Genomic DNA, 19,299 nt, shown 5'->3' with positions numbered 1-19,299 from the left:
CGAGTGATCGGTCCTTTTGTTGCAGGGCTTTCCTTCCGGCGCGTGACACCTATATAGCGGGCTCCGGCACGCTCGCAGCACGATGGGCGGCCCTTGCATGGGAGAGCCCACTGGTCCGCAACCCGGAAAGCTGAACATGTACCTTCTTGCCCGCTGCCCCCTGGTCCCATGCTGAGGCCGCGGCGGCGCGGTATCGCATCGGTCAATGCCGAAGTGCGTGACGGTATCGTTCCCGCTGCCAATGCTCTGGCCAGAACACGGGATGAGGGGCCGCCGGAGACGGGTGCGAATTACCGCTTTATCGCCCTCATTATAGCCTCCGCACTGTTCATGGAATTCGTCGATGCAACGGTGCTGGCCACGGCGCTGCCGACGATGGCGCGTGATTTCGCAGTGCGACCGCAGGAAATGAGCGTTGCGCTGACGTCCTATCTGCTGGCGCTTGCGATCTTCATTCCCGCGTCGGGTTCGCTGGCGGATCGCTTCGGGTCGCGCACCGTATTTCGTGGTGCGATCCTGCTCTTCGTGCTGGGCAGCCTGGCCTGCGGGCAATCGGTTTCGCTGGAAATGATCGTTGTATCGCGCTTTGTCCAGGGGATCGGCGGAGCCATGATGATCCCCGTAGGACGGCTCGTGCTGCTTCGCTCCGTCGCCAAGCGCGACATGGTCAATGCGATGTCCTGGCTGCTTGTTCCAGCCTTGATCGGGCCAATTTTGGGGCCGCCGCTGGGTGGCTTTATCGTCACATATCTGGACTGGCGCTGGATATTCTACATCAACCTGCCGATGGGAGCGCTCGGCTTCTGGCTGGTGGGCCGTTACATCGCAAACATTCGGGAAGACGATCCCGGACGCTTCGATACTGTGGGCTTTGTCCTGAGCGGTCTTTCGCTGGGATGCCTCTTGTTCGGGTTCGAAATGGTAAGCCGTCCGGGGGAGGGCGCCATGGCCGCCGTGCTCGTGGCGGTTGGTCTGGTTGCGGGGTATTTCTACGTGCGCCACGCCCGCAATCGCAAAGGGGCGATCCTTGACCTTGCATTGCTGCGAGATCCTACGTTCCGGCTTTCGGTAATCGCCGGGTCGATCACCCGCATCACCCAGGGTGCGCAGCCGTTCCTGCTGCCGTTGATGATGCAAGTGGGGCTGGGCTTCACTGCTGCGAAAAGCGGCACGATCACGGTCGCCACGGCCATCGGTTCACTGGCAATGAAAAGCTTCGCGCCGCGCGTGCTGCGCCGCTTCGGCTTTCGCCGATCGCTGATCTGCAACGGTATAATAGCAACGGTCGGCTATGCTATCTGCGGATTTTTCGGACCAACTTGGCCAACCTGGGCGATGTTCGTGGTGTTGGTCCTGTGCGGCTTCTTCATGTCGTTCCAGTTCACCGCCTACAATACGATTGCTTATGCGGGAGTGGACAAGCGCCAGATGAGCAGCGCGACGGCGTTCTATTCCACCTTTCAGCAACTCATGCTGTCCTTGGGCATCTGCGTTGCGGCGATGGCGCTTCACCTTGCCATGCTGGCGAGCGGGGATGCCGCGCCGACTTTGCACGACTTCTCAGTTGCATTCTGGGTTGTTACGGCCATTTCGCTTACGGCTACCATCTGGAATTTGCGTTTCGCAAAGGACGCAGGGGCTGAGATTAGTGGGCACGGCGAATCTGAAGAGAACTCTGAGCGGCAGCAGCGTTCCGCTGCCTGAAATCAATGTAGACGCGCCTTGAGAAGAGGGCGTAACAGGTAATTGAGAACGCTGCGTTTTCCGTTCAGGATGTCGACCTCTGCCACCATGCCGGGGATGATCGGTAACGGCTTTCCGTCGCGCATCAGATGGGCGCCATCGGTACGGACGAAAACCTGATAGTAGGCTTCCTTGCCGCGTACCGTCTCCTCTTCGATCGTGTCAGCGCTGATCCGCTCTACCCTGCCATTGAGGTCGCCGTAGATGGTATAATCATAGGCTGTAATCTTGACCTTCGCCGGCATTCCGGGAACCAGAAACGCCACATCACGTGGGCGGACGCGCGCTTCTATCAGCAAGCGATCCTCCATAGGCGTCACCTCCATGATCGGCTCGCCCGGCTGCACCACGCCGCCACGGGTGTTGATGAGCACCGTGTTTACACGCCCGCGCACCGGCGAACGGATTTCGGTCCGTCGCAGCTGGTCACCACGCTGCTGCACGATAGGGCTGACGGCACTCAGTTCGGCCTGCTTGTTCGCAAGTTCGGTGTAGGCTTCCTGAGCATACGTATTTTCAAGCTCGACCAGCTTGCCGGTGTATGTGGCAATTTCCTGCTGGAGCTTGAGCACTTCCATCTCGCTCACAACTTTGCGCGCAGTAAGCGGCTGCACAATGGCGAGTTGCCCTTGAGCGATGCCGATTTGTTGCCGAAGCGTGCGCCGCCCCTGATCCAGTTTGCTGCGACGCGACACGAAAAGTTCGCGTTCGGAGCGGGCTACTGCACTGTCTGACGCAATCTCGGGGGGGAAGTCGATGGTTGCCTTGCCAAGAACTTCGGCCTGCAGGCGCGCGATTGCGGCTTTCAGGACACTCGCCTGATTGGAAGATTCTTCGTAGGATGTGCGAAAGTGGGTCGGGTCCAGCCTGACAAGGGCTTGCCCGCGCGCCACCATGTCTCCCTCGCGAACAAGCAATTCATCTAATATTCCGCCCTCAAGGCTTTGTATTTTCTGCATTCTGCTCACAGGCACGACCCGTCCTTCACCACGCGTGACTTCGTCGATGCGGGCAAATCCGGCCCAGAGGATTGTGATCACTATGCAGGCCATCACTGCCCATAACAGGGGCCGATACGTTGGATGCAGTCCGGTACGAAATGGATCATCAAGTTCGCGATGCAGCATGCGCGCCGAAATGCCTTCAACCGCCATGCGCCGCTCCTGCCGTTGCGCGTTCAGGCGCCTTGACCTCATTACCGGAAACAATGCCTTCGACCGGCCCGTCCATAATAACGCTGCCATCGCGCAAGACCACGATGCGCTGGACGAGAGCCAGCATCGAGCGCTTGTGTGTGGTAACCACCAGTGTTCGTTCGCCCAGCCAGGCCTTGAGGCGCGCCACGACATGGTCCTCTGCTGCCTGATCGAAAAAGGCTGTCGGTTCGTCCATGATGAGGATCTGGGGGTCCTGCAGAATCACTCTGGCAAGGGCGACCGCCTGCCGTTGTCCTCCCGAAAGGCTCCGGCTACTGACCAGCGGCATGTCAAGGCCCAGCGGGTTGGCGCGAACGAACCGGCCAAGGCCCACGTCGTCAAGCGCGCCAAGCATTTCCGCGTCGGATATAGCTCGCCCTTCCAGGTTCAGGTTATCACGCAGGGAGCCGTGTATAAGCGCAACATCCTGTGGCACGAACCCTATGGCGGAACGGCGATCGGAGGGGTCTATCTGGGAAAGATTCATACCATCGACCATCACGGCACCGGCTGTTGCGTCACCCAGCCCGGACAGCACCCGCAATAGCGTTGATTTGCCTGCCCCATTGCCGCCAAGAATAGCCAGTTTCTCTCCGGCTTCGATGGACAGTGCAGCGATGTTCACCACCGGAGGCCCGTCACCGTAGCGCACTTGGACATCGGTCAGAGCGAAACTGCCGCGAAGCCGCTCAGCGCGTGCGAAAACCCGGTTTTCAGGTCGTTCTACAGCAGCGCTCATCAACTGGTCCAGCCCTTCAAGGGCCACGCGGATATGTTGCCAGCGAGCCAATACTCCGGTTGCTTGCGATATAGGCGCGACTGCCCGTGCTGCGAGCAACGAACATGCCACCAGTGCGCCTACCGTCATCGCGCCTTCGCCAATCCGATAGACCCCGAAGGCGACAACCCCAACGTAACACAGCTGCTGTACCATAGCGGCGCCATACGTCAGGGCGCTGGACAAGGAGTGGCTGCGGCGTGCCGTTTCGGCAAGTTTGGCGGACAAAGACTCCCACATTTGCAGCGCACGCCCTTCGCCGCGCCCGGTTTTTATAGTTTCGATGTTTTCCACTGCTTCGATAAGAACGCTGTTCTTGATTGCCCCTTCGCGCAGCGTCTGGCGGGAAAGATCGGCTAGGCTCCTCTGCATGAGTAGACCCGGCAAAATCATCAGTATGATCGAAGCGATCGGCACAGCCACTACCGGTCCACCGATCAGCGCAATGATCGCAAGAAATATTAATGTAAACGGCAGATCACTCGCGATAGCCGCGCTAGAGGACGTGAAAAATTCACGGACTCCTTCGAATTCGCGAATCTGGCTCGTGAAGGCGCCAAGTGACGCCGGGCGGGCGGACAAGCGTGTCTCCAGCACACGCGCGAACAGTTGAGTCGAAAGCGTCAGGTCAAGGCTCTTGCCCATCGCATTAAGCAAATGCCCGCGCATGTGCCGCAGCACTGCTTCGAACACGATCGCAAGGATAACGCCGCTGGCCAGCACCCATAAGGTATCGTAGGCCGAATTGGGCACGACACGGTCGTAGACTTGCATGGCAAAGAGCGCGGTGCCGATGGCCAGCAGGTTTGCCATCATGGCGCCAAGCGCTACTTCGAGATACCCACTGCGATAACGGCGAAGGGCACTGAAGAACCAGTGTTTGCCATCGGTGGAGGCCAAGGCGCCTGCACGTGCGTCAGTCTTGAAATGAGACTTGGCGAAGACGGCCATGCCGGAATGCAATGTCGACAATTCTGCCAGTGACATACGTTGCAGGCCGCCATCTGCCTTGGGCAACCGTAAGATCGCGCTATCGTCTTCGATGGCGGAGAGGATCACGCTGTCTCCGTCCTTCAGAAGCAGCAGGGCAGGTAACAGGTAATGCGGTACGTCCAGATCGCATCGTCTGACCTGCGCCACTATATCAAGGCGACGCATGGCCCTTGGCACCATGTCTAGTGTAAGCGTGCCGTCGACCAGCGGCATGCCGTCGCCCAGTCCGGACACACTTGCGTGACGCCCGAGCATCGCAGCCAGAAGCACCAGCCCCTCGCGCAAGGGGTCCTGGTGGGCCGCCATCAGAGGTCCTCCTCGGGGAGCGGGAGAAGCTCAGATAGTTTTCCCAGGCTTGCCGCTATCCGATATTGAATCCGGATAGACTGCAACGTAATTTCATTAAGCGCTCGGCGTGCATCGAAATGCTCGCGCTGGATCGTTACGAGGTCGACGATATCACGGCGCCCGACTGCAAATTGCTCTCGATAGACGTCACTCAATTCGCCGGCGCCGGAGACCTGATTGCGCAAGGCCAGAGCCTGATCTTCCAGAGCTGTTGAGGTAACAATCAGGTTGCGCAACTGGCGTGAGATATCCCTGCGTGTTGCCGCTTCCGTCCATTGTGCGGCGTTCACCTTCTGCTGTGCGGCATCGATGCGATGGAATGCGGAAAGCCCTTGCATGGGCGACATTCGCAGCCGCACAGCCACTACTGCGTCGCTTTCCATTCGCCCGCCAATTTCGCGGCTGAGCGCGGTTGCTTCCAGATTTAGCCGCGGAAGTATGCCTGCGCGGGCTTCTCCGAACTGTGCTCGCGCGGACCGGGTATCTTCCAGCGCCTTACGATAAAGGGGCGCTTCATCTATCAAGGCATCAATGTCCTGGCCCTTGATCCGTTGGGACATTGATAGTGGTGCAGGCTGTTGTAGATTGTCAGGGCGCGTACCCACCAACGTTTCGTATTGGGCTGCAGCATCAGCAGCTTGGCCTTCGTCGCTGGCAAGCCTCTGCCGTGCACGTGCCAGTTCGAGTTCGGCGCGTTCAGGCTCGCTCCGATCGGCGTAACCACTATCTGCCCGCTCTCCCGTCATGTGAACGAGGTCTTCGAGCGTTGCTATTTGCGCAAGATCGATTTCCGTCTGCGATTGGGCCAGCAGTACATCAAGATAGGTTTCGATGACGTCACTTGCCGCATCGTCGCGGGCGATGAACCATTCGGCGCGGCGTTGCCGTTCGGACGCTCGGGCGCCGTCTACCTTGTTGCGGGTTAATCCCCAGTCATAAATCATTTGCGCAGCAGTCACTTCATAAGCCCATTCATCGGGTGAGGTTTCCTGCGGTCCTCCTGATGCGGAGAAGGAGGGGAGATAACCTGAGCGAGCTGCCTTCACTTCGGTATGCGCCGCTTTGACTTCCGACGTTGCGGCGGCAAGGGTAGGGTGCCGTGCAATGGCAATCAAAACCGCCTCCTCTACCGTCATTGCGGCGCTGGATGATGAACTGAGGGAGGTTAGTGAAAGGACGATCGCGCCGAACGCCAGGCACAGGCGAACATGGCGATACCAGGCCGTGTTCACACGATGACCTGAACGGTGTTTTCCTCTACCAGCACGGTATTGATACCGAAGGCGTAGACGTTGTACGCAATACCTTCGAGGGTCTGAGATGATCCCGTATTTACGGCACCTGTGATGTGCAGGACGTCGTTGGAATCACCTGTAATCTGCAAGGTATTTCCAGCGTCGGTGATTGCTGAAACTTCTGCCGAAGTTAAAGTAAGAACGCTGCCGCTTCCACCAGTTCCAAGGTCAACTCTCTCGATATTGGCGAACGTGCCTACGCCGTTTGCACCGTAGTCAAGGTTTATGCCATTTCCAAGCAGCACGGTATCAAAGCCACTACCACCGTCGACCGTGGAAAAATTCGGAGCGGTGACCTGGATGGTGTCATTGCCCAGCCCGGCCAGAACATGATCGCCCACGCTTACGTTCTGAATAAAGTCGTTCCCGCTGTTGCCGTTGATATGTTCCGCACCCGTTGCCCCGGACATGATGTCGTCCGACAACGTGCCGTTCACATCTATCTGGCCAATGGCAAGGGACAGGCCGTTGGGGCTGAGCGACAAGCCATAGGTGGCACTTTCGTTACCTTGCCCGTCGGTGGCAACTAATCCGAGGGATATCTCCGAGCCCAGATTGAGGACATCGGTGATGCTCAAACCCAATTGGTTCAGTATCGTGGGGCTGAGAAGATTGAGGCTGAAGTTGCCGCTGCCATCCGCAATCAATGGCAGCAATTCAACATTCAGCGCGGGCGTTGTCACCTGCACCACCACCGAAGAGTTGGGCTCGGTATTACCACTCACACCAAATCGGGGGCTCAGTGGATTAAGGCTGACATCCAGTCCGAGGTTGCCGATGGTTACGGGCGTTTCCACAGTGGGCGCCAAGGCTACCGTCGCCACGCTGCTTGTGTTGCCCGCGGCGTCTGCGCTCACCACTGATATCTGTGTTTCCAGCAGCTGTGTCCAATCCAGCCGCACGCCTAGATCGGTCAGCAGATTGAGTGATGCCAGACCGCTGTTATTGACGGTTACAACGGTTTCCGTCTCAAGCCCCCCGATATTGGCGATGATAGTGAGTTCGGAGTTTGGCTCTGCAGAGATTGTCAAAGCATTGGCGACGAGGGATAGAAGCGGTGTCGCAGGGGGTGTCTTGTCTACAAGAAACTCAACAGGGATTGATGCCGCACCTCCATCAATCCGGGCGGTTATCTGGGCAGCGCCGTCGGGGAAATTCCCGCTGGGTGCGACTGTCATGATGAGCGATTGGGAAAGTAGGTCGGCTGCGGAAAGCACATGCGATTCGGTTGCCTGATAACCATTTGCGCCATCGAGAACGACGGTAATCGTCTGACCTTCTTGCATGGTGGGCCGGATGGCGATGTCGACCTGAACACCATTCGCAGCCTCGGCGGCATTTACGAAGCCATCTTCCGCTTCGACGACGATTATCGTCGGCGGCACGATGTCGGGTACAACAAAAACAGTTGGACCGCTTTGATTGCCCGCAGCGTCGATTGTGATAGCCGTTACGGTCTCGCTGCCGATGAGCGGCGCTAGTAGGGAGAGGCTGCCGCTGCCGTTGCTATCAATGTTAACCAAGAAGGGATTTGCGGCATCTCCGTTAACTACGATCCGAACCACGCTACCTGGCTCAGCCGCCACCATCAGCACTTCCCCTTCGGACACGAGCGAAAGGATCGGGCTGTCGGGTGCAATGGCATCAATCGTGATGAAGGCCATCGTGCTGGTATTGCCTGCCGCGTCTACTGCGACCGCTTCGACAATGGTGGAGTCCGGAAGAGGGGAGGCCGGTGTAAATGTCCAGTGGCCGTTCGCGTCGACAGTGGCCTCTCCCAAGGGAACGCCTAACGCATCCGAGATCATGATGATCGTACCCGGCTCTCCGTTGCCGGTGATCACGTTGCCGTTGCTGGCGGCGACGACCGGTGCCGGCGGTGCCACCGTGTCTACGGCGGTGCTGGCTGGAAGGCTGATGTTGCCGGCCTCGTCCACCGCGACGGCGATGACGACTGTGTCATTGGGCAGACTGATGGCAGGGATAAAGCTCCAGGCGCCATCATCATCCGCAGTGGTTTCGCCGATTGGATTGCCTTGCCCATCGGATAGTCTGATGGTGACACCCGGATCGGCCAGCCCCTGAAGCAGCAACCCTGTAGTCGGATCTATTGTCGGTGCATCAGGAGCAATACCATCCACGATGGTGTCTACCGGACCACTGACGTTACCGGCCGCGTCTACTGAAACAGCGATGACTACGGTGCCATCAGGTAGAGGAACAACTGGAGTAAACGTCCAGTTGCCTTGCCCATCCGTGGTGACTTGACCGAGCGGTAAGCCATAATCGGGCACTATCGTTGTCGCGGCGAATGTTGAAGTTGCGCCATTTCTACCCATTGGGGAGAACGAGGCGAAAGAACTTCCCGTCCCATCCATCAAAACGACGGTCGAGTTGGGTTCGGCGGTGCCGGTCACAACTGATCCGTTGGTTGGATCTATCGTCGGATCCGCGGGGGACGAAGCGTCTACCGTTGCACTTGCCTGCGAGCTGATGTTGCCTGCGGCATCTTGCGCCGTCGCGTTGACGACGGTTCCGTCGGGGAGGGGGGCATCGGGTGTGAATGTCCAGGCACCATTGGCATCCACTATCGTCTGGCCGATCGCGTTCCCATCGCCATCGACGAGCAGCAACAGGGTGCCGGCTTCCGCCGTGCCTGTCACTTGGGCTCCACCGGTCGGGTTAATCACCGGCTCATCCGGAGACACAGTATCCACCGTGGTACTTGCTGGGCCACTGACGTTGCCGGCAGCATCCTGCGCGGTGGCATTAACCACAGAGCCGTTCGGGAGCGGGGTGGGCGGCATGAAGCTCCAGCCTCCGTCCGCGTCTGCGACAGCCTGCCCTACGAAGTTACCGTTTCCGTCGACGAGCGTGATTGTGGAGCCCGATTCCGCTGTTCCGCTTACCTCTGTCCCGTTGCTAGGGGAAATAGTGGGAGTGGCGGGAGCGACGGAATCGGTGATGATGGTCCTTATTGGACTGACGTTTGCAGCAGCATCACGAGCGACGGCGTTGACGGTCGTGCCGTTAGCCAGAGGGTTTAATGGAGTGAAATTCCAGGTTCCGTCGCCATTCACGGTTGTCTGGCCTAACGGATTACCGTTTCCGTCCGTGAGAAGGATGGTGGCGCCTGCCTCGGCAGTGCCGCTGATGACGGTGCCCTGTGACGGGGCTACATTGGGTGTCGCCGGCGCAATTGCATCGACCGTGGCTCCGGCAAAAGGCCCGAGATTTCCTGCGCCGTCCATCGCAACCACTCGAACGATGGTGCCATTTGCCAGTGGCGGCGACGCGTTGAAGGTCCAGTTGCCGTTGGCATCTGCGATTGCTTGCCCGATGGGATTGCCGTTGCCGTCGGAAATCAGAATTGTTGCGTTGGCTTCAGCAGTACCCGCCACGGTTACGGCATTGGGCGGGGTCAGGACTGGTGCAGGAGGCGCGATGGAATCCACCGTGGTACTGACCTGACCGCTAGTGTTCCCTGCCGCGTCCCGTGCAATGGCATTGATCACGGTGCCATTCTGGAGCGAGTTTCCCGGTGTGAAGCTCCATATGCCGTTCGCGTTAGCGGTGGTTTGGCCTATCGGGTTGCCGTTGCCGTCGGTGAGAATGATGACCGCGCCAGCTTCAGCCATGCCGCTGATTTGCGTTCCGTTGCTTTGTGAGATTACGGGCGCATCGGGCGCCACGGCATCCACCGTGACGGTGGCTGCAGGACCCGCTTGCCCTTCATCATTGATCGCATTGGCCGTTATGATGACGCCGTTCGCTAATGGGGACGATGGCGTGAACGACCAGGATCCATCCTGTTCTATAGCGGCCTGCCCGATGATGACGCCGTCTGCACCAGTGATAACTACCGCGACGCCGCTTGCTGCGGTGCCCTCAATGATAGTGCCGTTTGTGGCATCGATCGTGGGAGCGGTTGCCGGAGGTGGAGTATGATCGGGCGCCTGGACCGTAACGATGGTGCTTTCGTTGTCGGCGTCGTCGATGATCGTGACGTCGATTGGCTCGCCGTTGGTGATCCGAACTGCAAAGCGTAAGAAGAACCTTCCATTGGTGCCGATGGTCGTTGTGTAATCGGCTTCGCCATCCTGATCGACGTCGATCAAAACGGTTGCTCCCGGCTCTCCCGTGCCACTGATGCTGGATCCATCTTCGGCGACGCTGATTTCGGTGGCGGGTTGCGGTGCGGTATAATCGGGTGCGGTCACCGTAGCTGCAGGCCCGTTGTTGCCTGCCGCATCGCGTGCAGTAACGCTGATCGTCTGCGCGTTAACAAGTGCCGGATTGAGAATAACGGTAAATAGGCCGTCAGCCGCGGCAGTGACGGTATAATTCGCAATCCCATTGCCATCCGTATCGATGAGAACAGTTGCACCAGCTTCTGCACGGCCTGTCAGGCGATCACCGGCCGCAGACACAGTCAGATCTGTTGGAGCTGCAGGGGGAGTATTGTCCGAGGGAGTATCATCACTGTCGCCTCCACCGCCACTTGCAGCAGCAGCGACGAGGCCGCCACCGCCAAGTACGGCGAGAGGAGCAATAACACCCATGCCCAAACCACCGCCTGCAGCACCTGCTGCTGCACCGGCGGCGGACGCTGCTGCCGGCGTGGTGAAGCCCGCCATCGCATCTATCGGTGCATAAGCCGGAGTGGCGAGAGCGCCGCCACTTACTTGCGCGACATCGACAGCAACGAGATGATCTTCCTCGACCAGCATGAGATGCGAAAGTTTGGAAGGATCGGCGTAGAAATTACTGACCCGCAGGGTTTCGCCCGTTTTCAGGTGAACAACGAGGTCGGAACCTTCGCGTGCGTAACCGGAAACGGCCTCAGGCTGAACATTGAGAGCCACGCTGCTGCCAGGTGTCACGGATACGGAATTCTGCACGATCTGGACAGGCGCGGAATGGACGGCGGACATGTCCGAAGCGATCTTGGCCTCGACGGTCATTGGGCATCTCCCGCGAAGAGCTTGCTGCTTCTTCGGACGTCAACGGGATAAGAAGGCGCCAGCATTTGCCAATTATCGTTCCGTCCGTTTTCGAGAAGATCGGATGCAGATCAAATGCTTCTGCGCCATGAGGATTATTTCCCGGCGCGCTCAAAGGTCTGAATCGGACGCATCTCCCCAGCCAATATTTTACATAAGTAACATTATCGTCTCTATGGGTGACTTTGACTCTTAAACGCCGTGCCTGCCTGACCGTTTTGTCAGGACGCCCTGCCAAGCCACCCTTGATATCCTGCCCCTGATCAAACGAGCCCGGCAGAGGTTTCGAGAAGGAGCAGTCATGGGACGACAGGATATAGATGCGCTGATGATTGATGGCCGGAACGCGGGCAATCTCAGAGGCGATCCGATCACCGGAGACCGATACACATCGACCGAGTTCATGCGGCTTGAGTGGGATCACATGTGGACGCGGATCTGGCACGTTGCCGGGCGCACGGCTGAGTTGGAGGAGGCTGGCGACTACGTGGTTCATGATTTCATGAACGAATCCGTATTCTGCGTCAGGCAGGACGATGGTTCGATCAGGGCGTTCTACAATTCCTGCCGCCACCGGGGGATGAGGCTGGTTTGGGAGGGGAGTTCACAAAACACATTCCAGTGCCCGTATCATGGCTGGGTATGGGGCAAGGATGGTGTGCTGAACTATGCGCAAGACCCGGAGGATTTTCCGCAAGGCAACCCGTGTGGCAAGCTGAAACTGAAAGAATTGCGCTGCGCAACGTGGGGCGGATTCGTGTGGTACACCATGGACGACGAGGCGCCGGAACTTCTGGAATTTCTGGCACCGATGCCCGACCTTTACAAGAATTACCCCATGGACACTGCTGTTCGTGTGTTCTGGATGAAGATCGACCTGGAAACCAACTGGAAATTCGCGACCGACAACTTTTCGGAGAGCTATCACACGCGCACCGCGCATCCCCAGGTGCCGCCATGGATCGATCAGGACGTGGACACGGCCCGGCACGAGATGTGGCCCAACGGACATGGCCGCACCGTGCAGCCTATGCGCCCTTCCCTGTCCGACCGCCTGCCTGAAGGCGTGAAGCATCCCTTTGACATGATCCTTGCGGCCTGGGGCATCGACCCTGCCGCCTACCCCGATTACGAAACACGGGCGATGCAGGGCTGGCTGGACCTGAAAGCCGCCAAGAAGCGCCTGTGGAGAGAACGCGGATACGTCCATTACGAGCACATGGACGACGAGGAAATCACCGACAGCCCGCACACCGTCTTCTTCCCTAACGTCACGATCAGCTTCCTGCCGGACAACCTGATCTTTTTCCGCACCGAGCCGCACCCGACCGATCCGAACAAGTGCACCTTCGATCTGTGGTGCATGGCGTTCCCGGTCGAAGGACAGACGATGGTGGAATCGATAATGGCCGGCCCCCAGCCCTTGCGAGAGGCCGAATTCCAGCACCGTGCCTTCGATAACGGCCGGGGCGTACCCGAAATCAGGGACCAGATCGTCTATCAGGACATGCTGCTTGCCGAAGGGCAGCAAAAGGGCATGCATTCACGCGGATACACCGACGCCTATCTGGCAGGCCAGGAAACGCGGGTGCGCTTCTTTCATGAAGTGCTCAACGACTATCTGGAAGGAAGGCGCTGAGAAGGCTTCAGGCCGGAAACTCGCTTTCAAGGAATTCCAGCACCACACGGGCCCGCATCGGCATGCGCATGCCGCGAAAGCCATTGGCCAGCATTACCGGGATCGAGGGAATGTCTGCATCCGGCAGGACCGGCACGACCTGCCCGCGGGCAAGGTCTTCCTCCACCTGGATGCGCGGCAGCAGCCCTATGCCCAACCCGCCGCGTGTTGCACGCAGCACGGCTTCACTGCTGTTGGCGCGCAGGAAGCCGGACACTTCCAGCTTGCGCCCGTCGATCGGCCATGGCGCCGGTCTTGCGGCATATCCATATGTAAGACATTGATGCCGCGTCAGATCATCGACTGATCGGGGCATGCCGTGCCGATCAAGGTAATCCGGCGCGGCCACCAGTATGCGCGGCAGTTCGCCAAGCAGCGAACTTGCCTGACCATCGGCGTCGTTTCCATTCTCCCGCGATCCTACCCAAAGCCACAAGTCCAGCCCGCCGTGGTCGGCCGCATCGCGCCAGTCGGCTACCAGCCATTCGACCATGAGTTCGGGATGATGCTCTGCCATGGCCGAAAGCCTGCCCGCATAATGAAGCCCCAGAGCCGTCGTCACACCCACGCGAACCAGACCGCGCGCGGCGACTGTCCCGGCAAGGTCCGCTTCGGCCATGCCGACCTGATCGAGTATCGCGACGGCATGTTCCAGCAGCCGCTCTCCGTCCGCAGTCAGAGCCTGACTGCGCGTGGTGCGCTGGAACAGGCGCACATCGAAATGCTGCTCAATGTCTCTGATCGCCCGCGCAATCGTGGTATGGCTCAGGTTCTGACGGCGGCCGAGCGCGGAAAAGCTGCCCTCTTCATTCAGGCGCACGAACAGTCTCAGGGATCGGATCAGGTCACTCATCTGAACGCATTTAGCACAAGTGATGTGCTTATTTGAGATATTGTCTTCACGTGCGCACGGATCGATTGGGGGCTGCGGCCCCGAGAAGGCCAACAGCCATACGGCTACAGATTGAGAGGCAATCCCATGACAGATCGTATCGCCCGCGCCGACCTGCGTTCCAAGGTCATGTCCGCAGCGGACGCTGCAGCACTCATTCGCAACGGACAGACCGTGGGCATGAGCGGCTTTACCGGTTCGGGCTATCCCAAGGCCGTGCCGCTGGCGCTGGCCGACCGCATCGAGGCCGAGCACGCCGCCGGCCGTCCGATGCGGGTGAAGGTCTGGACGGGCGCCTCGACGGGGCCGGAACTCGACGGTGCGCTGGCCAAGGCCGATGGCATCGAACTGCGCCTGCCCTACAATTCCGATCCGATCGCCCGCGAACGCATTAACAAGGGCGAGATGGATTACCTCGACATGCACTTGTCGCAGGTCGCGCCGATGGCCTGGCAGGGGTTCCTTGGCCCGCTTGACGTGGCGGTCGTCGAAGTAACCGCGATCCGGCCCGATGGTTCGCTCGTGCCCTCCTCGTCGGTGGGCAACAACAAGACCTGGCTGGACCGTGCCGACGCGGTGATCCTTGAAGTCAATTCGTGGCAGAACCCGGCGCTGGAAGGGATGCACGACATCTATTACGGCACGGCGCTTCCGCCGAGCCGCGTGCCGATCCCGCTGGTCCGCCCCGATGATCGCATCGGGCAGGCCACGCTCCAGTGCGATCCTGCCAAGATCGTGGCGATCGTTGAAACTGACGCGCCGGATCGCAACCTGCCGTTCACCGCGCCCGATGCCAACGCGCTGAAGATCGCCGATCACATCATCGAATTCCTCAGCCACGAAGTTGCCAGGGGCCGCCTGCCTGCTTCGCTGCTGCCGATCCAGTCGGGCGTGGGCAACATTGCCAACGCCGTGCTGACCGGACTGGTGAAGGGTCCGTTCGATGACCTGACCGCCTATACCGAGGTCATCCAGGACGGCATGCTCGACCTGATCGATGCGGGCAAGCTGCGCATGGCGTCCGCTACGGCCTTCTCGCTTAGCCCCGAGGCGGCCGAGCGCATCAATGCCGAGATGGAGCGTTATCGCAGCCGGATGATCCTGCGGCCGCAGGAAATCTCGAACCACCCCGAACTGATCCGGCGACTGGGTTGCATCGCCATGAACGGGCTGATCGAGGCGGACATCTACGGCAACGTCAATTCGACGTGCGTGATGGGCAGCCGCATCCAGAACGGCATCGGCGGATCGGGTGACTTTGCGCGCAACGCCTATGTCTCGATCTTCATGACGCCTTCCACGGCCAAAGGCGGCGCTATTTCGGCCATCGTGCCGCAAGCGGCGCATGTCGATCACATCATGCAGGACGTCGCCGTGCTGGTGACCGAGCAGGGTCTTGCCGACATGCGCGGTCTGACACCGCGCAAGCGTGCGGAACTGGTGATCGAAAACTGCGCGCATCCGATGTATCGCGATGCCCTGCGTGACTATTACGACCGTGCGCTGCACAGCGCCTACGGCCGTCACGCGCCGTCGCTGCCCAGCGAAGCGCTGTCCTGGCACCAGCGCTTCATCGATACCGGGACGATGCTTCCCGCCTGATCCTGGCAGGAGATCTGCGGCGCTTGTTGACGGGGCTATCGGTGACGGTAGCCCCCAAGGCGCATGGTATCGCGAATGATGTCCACAAATAGTTGCGTGTCATTCGCATTATCGATACCGGGACTGGTGGAGGATGCCGTGCGGACTGCGTGGATGTGAAGCTGACAGTCGGTCGGTTCACGTCCCGTCGTGACGCTCCGGCCCGCCCTCCTTTGCCCATCATGGCCCATGCCCATGGCGCAAGCCTTGTGCGGCGGCAGTCACGGAGATCGATATGGCCATCAAGAAATTTGCCCCGCTGCTGCTGCTCGTGGCGGCTCCTGCGGCACAGGCGCATGAAGTGTGGATCGAGCGCGACGGCAACGGTCCGGCGCGGATCTATCTGGGGGAACCCGCAGAAGTCCTGCCCGAAGGCGGCGACCCGGAATTCGGCAACCTCAAGGCCCCCAAGCTGCTTCCCGCCAGTTCCGCGGCAATGACGCGCAAGGCCGGTTACCTCGAAGTGGCGGTCCCGGCAGGCGACGTTCGCGCGCATGACGACGCGGTGTTCACGCCCTGGGGCGCGGAAGGCAAGAAGGAAGGCGTCGCCTATTACGCGCGTGCCGGTCGCAGCGAGGCGCGTGCGGTGATGCCGCTTGAAATCGCCCCCGTTGCCGCAGGCGGCACGCGCTTCCTCCTTTCGCGCGATGGCAAGCCCGTGGCTGACGCGGCCGTTACCGTGATCACGCCGGACAAGTGGTCGAAGTCGATCAAGACGGATGCGCAAGGCACGTTTGCGCTGCCGGTGCGCGAAAAGGGGCGTTACATCCTGACGGCCAGCCAGAAGGACGAAGGCGGCGCGGAAACAAGCCTCGGGAAAGTCGCCGTCCTGCACCGTATCGCTACCACGACGTTCACCATCGACTAAGCCGTAAGGTGCGGGATTTCAGGAAATATGATGACACGTTTGTCACATCTGGACTCTGCCTGACCCCGCACCTATATACCGCCCGGTATGAAATGCTCCGCTCCTTCTGCGGGCTCCGTGTCAACGCGGGGCCGTCCCCGCGAATTCGACCCTGACGAGGCTCTTGCGGCCGCTCTTCGGGTGTTCTGGACTCGCGGCTACGAAGGCGCGTCGATGGCCGAACTGACGGAAGCCATGGGCATCACCAAGCCCAGCCTGTACGCCTGTTTCGGCAACAAGGAAGCGCTCTTCAAGAAGACGCTGGACCTCTACGAACGGGACAAGCTGGCCTATATGGGCAAGGCTCTGGAGGCCCCTTCGGCACGTGGCGTGGCGGAACGTCTGCTGAAGGGCGCGCTGGCGACTCACTGCGGCGAAAGCGACCCGCACGGTTGTCTTGGCGTCATCAGCACGGTTGCCTGCACGCCGGAAGCAGACTCGATCCGCGCCGACGTGATCCAGCGCCGCGCGTCTTCCGAGGCTGCCGTCATCAAGCGCTTCGAACAGGCCCGCGACGAAGGCGACCTGCCTGAAAGCGTGTGTCCCACCAAGCTGGCCGGATGCCTCACCACGGTGCTGCAGGGCCTTTCGGTCAAGGCGCAAGGCGGTGCAAGGCCGGAAGAACTGCAAGGCAGCGTCGATACCTTCCTTGCCATGTGGCCGGGCCGCTGACGGCAAAAACCGCGTAGTTTCCGGCGCTTCGGCAGTCCGGGTGGGCATTGGGCCCAATCGACGCAACCTCTCACATCTCGCAGTTGCGAAAAAAATTCATTCAACTGGCGTTCATGCTCTTGAAAACCGCCCGCAAGGCCTAATCTACCGGGCGGTACAGAAACCTGCTTGACGTGAACCGACCTTGAATATATACCGCTTGGTATAGAAACAAAACGCCCGAATCGCCCCCCCGGCCTCGGGCATCTCCCCAATCGACCGGTCCTGACCGGCCGCCAGACAGCTGCAGTCCCATGAGGGAAGCGGCTCGATGACACTCATCCGGCTCCTGCCGACGACTGGCCACACGCGTGTCCGGCGACGGGAGAGCCTTATCCCGCACCCTTCCGGCTGCCCCGAGCCGGAAGCAGCCCCGGCGCGCGCCCTTCCCCCCTGTCCCGGGGCGTGCGCCGGGGCACAACCCGACACGCCCTTCTTACGCAGGAGCACGGACATGGCCTTCATCGACTTTTCCGATGCAGCGCTGCAGGCGCTGCCCACCCCCCTGACCCAGCCCGCCGAGACGCTCGACGCCATGGAGCGCCGCATTGTCGCCCTTGCGCGTGGCGACGGGCTGGCATCGCTCAAGCCGCATCGCAAGCGCGGGTGGTTCCTGCGCCTGATACTGGGCCCCACGCCGCCTTCGGCGATGCTGGCGAACGAACAGCTCGAAGCGCTGCGCCGCCTTGCCGTGCGCGCCTGGCACCATGGTTACACCCTGCCGGTCTCGGCGCTGAAGGAGGCCCGGCAGGCGGGCTATTCCGAGGCCAAGATCGGCGCCGTCATCGACACCATCGGGCGCAATCGCGCCCCTTTCCGGAGTATCGCCGCGTGACAGTCGCGACCAAACTCGAAATACCTTCCGAATACGCTTCCGGTGAACAGACCACCGAGCAGCGTGCCGGTTCGCGTCGTGCCCAGATCGCCATCGGCGCGCTGGCGCTCGTCGCGGTCGCCGGGCTTGGCTGGAAGTTCATCGGCGGCGCAGAGCCCGCCGCCGCCCTGCCCGCGCCCGCCGTGGTGCAGGTAGCCCATCCGCTGATGCGCGACGTGACCGAGTGGGACGACTACGTCGGCCGCTTCGCACCCAGCAAGAGCGTGGAAGTACGTCCGCGCGTTTCCGGCGCCGTTACGCAAGTGCTGTTCAAGGACGGCGACTACGTGCAGGCCGGACAGGCGCTGTTCGTGGTAGACCCTCGGCCCTACCGCGCCGCGCTTGCCGAAGCGCAGGCGGATGCGGCATCGGCCGGCGCCACCCTTGCCCTTGCCCGTTCGGATTACGCCCGTGTGGCCGGCCTGACCGGCGACGAGGCTATGGCCGCCAGCGAAGTCGACAACCTGCGTTCGCGCGTGCGCGCCGCCGAAGCGGCCCTTGCGGCGGCACAGGCACGGGTGCGTTCGCGCAGTCTGGATGTGGAGTTCGCCACCGTGCGTGCGCCCATTTCGGGCCGCGTTTCGGACCGCCGGGTCGATGCGGGCAACCTTGTATCGGGCGATGCCGGGGCGAACGCCACGCTGCTGACCACGATCAACGCGGTAAGCCCGATCTATTTCACCTTCGACGCGTCTGAATCGCTGTTCCTCAAGGCCCAGCGCGACAAGGCGCAAGGCGCGACCTCCGACGTCGAAGTGCGTCTGCAGGATGAGGCGGACTATCGCTGGAAGGGTAAGCTGGACTTCACCGACAACGGCCTCAACCCCAGTTCCGGCACTATCCGCATCCGCGCCAGTCTGGACAACAAGGACGGCTTCCTGACGCCGGGCATGTTCGGCAACATGCGCCTTGCCAATGGCGGCACCGTCAAGGCGACGCTGGTTCCCGACGCGGCCGTGCGTTCGGACCAGACCCGCAAGGTGGTGATGGTCGTCGGCAAGGACGGCACCGTTGCCGCCAAGCCGGTGGAAGTCGGGCCGCTGGTCAATGATCTGCGCGTCATCCGTTCCGGGCTGAGCGCTGGCGATACGGTGGTGGTTTCCAACTACCAGGCCGCGATCCCCGGCACCAAGGTTACCCCGAAGCTGGGCAGGATCGAGCGCGGCAAGGTCGAAACGGCACCGGCACCGGCCGAACCGGCTGCGGCGCAGGCGACGTTCAACTGATCCGGCGCTGCGGC

12 protein-coding genes are annotated in these 19,299 nt (G+C 60.7%); 7 read left to right on the top strand and 5 right to left on the bottom strand.

Translation table 11 applies throughout. The annotated features are described in order from the left end of the window. Positions 1 to 168: 168 nt before the first annotated feature. On the top strand, positions 169 to 1,704 hold the full coding sequence (locus tag A8V01_RS00605) for an MDR family MFS transporter (RefSeq protein WP_103094017.1): 1,536 nt from the start codon (positions 169 to 171) through the stop codon (positions 1,702 to 1,704). 2 nt (positions 1,705 to 1,706) lie between these two features. Here A8V01_RS00605 and A8V01_RS00600 read toward each other — a convergent pair whose 3' ends face one another. Genes A8V01_RS00600 through A8V01_RS00585 form a run of 4 tightly spaced genes read right to left on the bottom strand, consistent with a single transcriptional unit; the run spans position 1,707 to position 11,317 of the window. Further along, positions 1,707 to 2,897, bottom strand: a complete 1,191-nt coding sequence (locus tag A8V01_RS00600) for a beta-barrel domain-containing protein (RefSeq protein ID WP_103094016.1) — start codon at positions 2,895 to 2,897, stop codon at positions 1,707 to 1,709. Next, positions 2,887 to 4,995, bottom strand: coding sequence for a type I secretion system permease/ATPase (locus A8V01_RS00595; RefSeq protein WP_211294920.1), 2,109 nt, complete (start codon positions 4,993 to 4,995; stop codon positions 2,887 to 2,889). The genes A8V01_RS00600 and A8V01_RS00595 overlap by 11 nt, the downstream gene beginning before the upstream one ends. Positions 4,996 to 5,015: 20 nt before the next feature. After that, positions 5,016 to 6,290 carry a TolC family protein gene (locus A8V01_RS00590; RefSeq protein ID WP_245892177.1) on the bottom strand — a complete coding sequence of 425 codons (1,275 nt, stop codon included), beginning with the start codon at positions 6,288 to 6,290 and terminating at the stop codon, positions 5,016 to 5,018. Further along, positions 6,287 to 11,317, bottom strand: a complete 5,031-nt coding sequence (locus A8V01_RS00585) for an Ig-like domain-containing protein (RefSeq protein ID WP_103094013.1) — start codon at positions 11,315 to 11,317, stop codon at positions 6,287 to 6,289. The genes A8V01_RS00590 and A8V01_RS00585 overlap by 4 nt, the downstream gene beginning before the upstream one ends. Positions 11,318 to 11,657: 340 nt before the next feature. Between A8V01_RS00585 and A8V01_RS00580 the strand changes: the two genes are divergently transcribed. Beyond that, positions 11,658 to 12,995, top strand: coding sequence for an aromatic ring-hydroxylating oxygenase subunit alpha (locus tag A8V01_RS00580; RefSeq protein WP_103094012.1), 1,338 nt, complete (start codon positions 11,658 to 11,660; stop codon positions 12,993 to 12,995). A gap of 7 nt (positions 12,996 to 13,002) precedes the next feature. On the opposite strand, the gene A8V01_RS00575 is transcribed toward A8V01_RS00580, so the two are convergent. Beyond that, the gene (locus A8V01_RS00575; protein WP_170065788.1) at positions 13,003 to 13,887 is read right to left on the bottom strand and encodes a LysR family transcriptional regulator; all 885 of its coding nucleotides are present in this window, start codon (positions 13,885 to 13,887) and stop codon (positions 13,003 to 13,005) included. A gap of 126 nt (positions 13,888 to 14,013) precedes the next feature. Between A8V01_RS00575 and scpC the strand changes: the two genes are divergently transcribed. The 5 genes from scpC (at position 14,014) to A8V01_RS00550 (ending at position 19,285) form a co-directional block, all read left to right on the top strand. Then, the gene (gene scpC, locus A8V01_RS00570; protein WP_103094011.1) at positions 14,014 to 15,528 is read left to right on the top strand and encodes a succinyl-CoA:acetate CoA-transferase ScpC; all 1,515 of its coding nucleotides are present in this window, start codon (positions 14,014 to 14,016) and stop codon (positions 15,526 to 15,528) included. A 274-nt stretch (positions 15,529 to 15,802) separates the two neighbouring features. After that, positions 15,803 to 16,435: a DUF4198 domain-containing protein gene (locus A8V01_RS00565; protein ID WP_103094010.1), complete on the top strand. Its 633-nt coding sequence runs from the start codon at positions 15,803 to 15,805 to the stop codon at positions 16,433 to 16,435. An 87-nt stretch (positions 16,436 to 16,522) separates the two neighbouring features. Next, the gene (locus A8V01_RS00560) at positions 16,523 to 17,146 is read left to right on the top strand and encodes a TetR/AcrR family transcriptional regulator (RefSeq protein ID WP_103094009.1); all 624 of its coding nucleotides are present in this window, start codon (positions 16,523 to 16,525) and stop codon (positions 17,144 to 17,146) included. A gap of 493 nt (positions 17,147 to 17,639) precedes the next feature. After that, positions 17,640 to 18,020, top strand: coding sequence for a hypothetical protein (locus A8V01_RS00555; RefSeq protein ID WP_103094008.1), 381 nt, complete (start codon positions 17,640 to 17,642; stop codon positions 18,018 to 18,020). Then, complete coding sequence (locus A8V01_RS00550) at positions 18,017 to 19,285, top strand: efflux RND transporter periplasmic adaptor subunit (RefSeq protein ID WP_103094007.1); 1,269 nt, start codon at positions 18,017 to 18,019, stop codon at positions 19,283 to 19,285. The genes A8V01_RS00555 and A8V01_RS00550 overlap by 4 nt, the downstream gene beginning before the upstream one ends. Positions 19,286 to 19,299: the final 14 nt, after the last annotated feature.

It is taken from the genome of Novosphingobium guangzhouense (assembly GCF_002896965.1).
GTDB classification, from domain to species: domain Bacteria; phylum Pseudomonadota; class Alphaproteobacteria; order Sphingomonadales; family Sphingomonadaceae; genus Novosphingobium; species Novosphingobium guangzhouense.
This window is presented reverse-complemented; position numbering and strand designations above follow the sequence as displayed.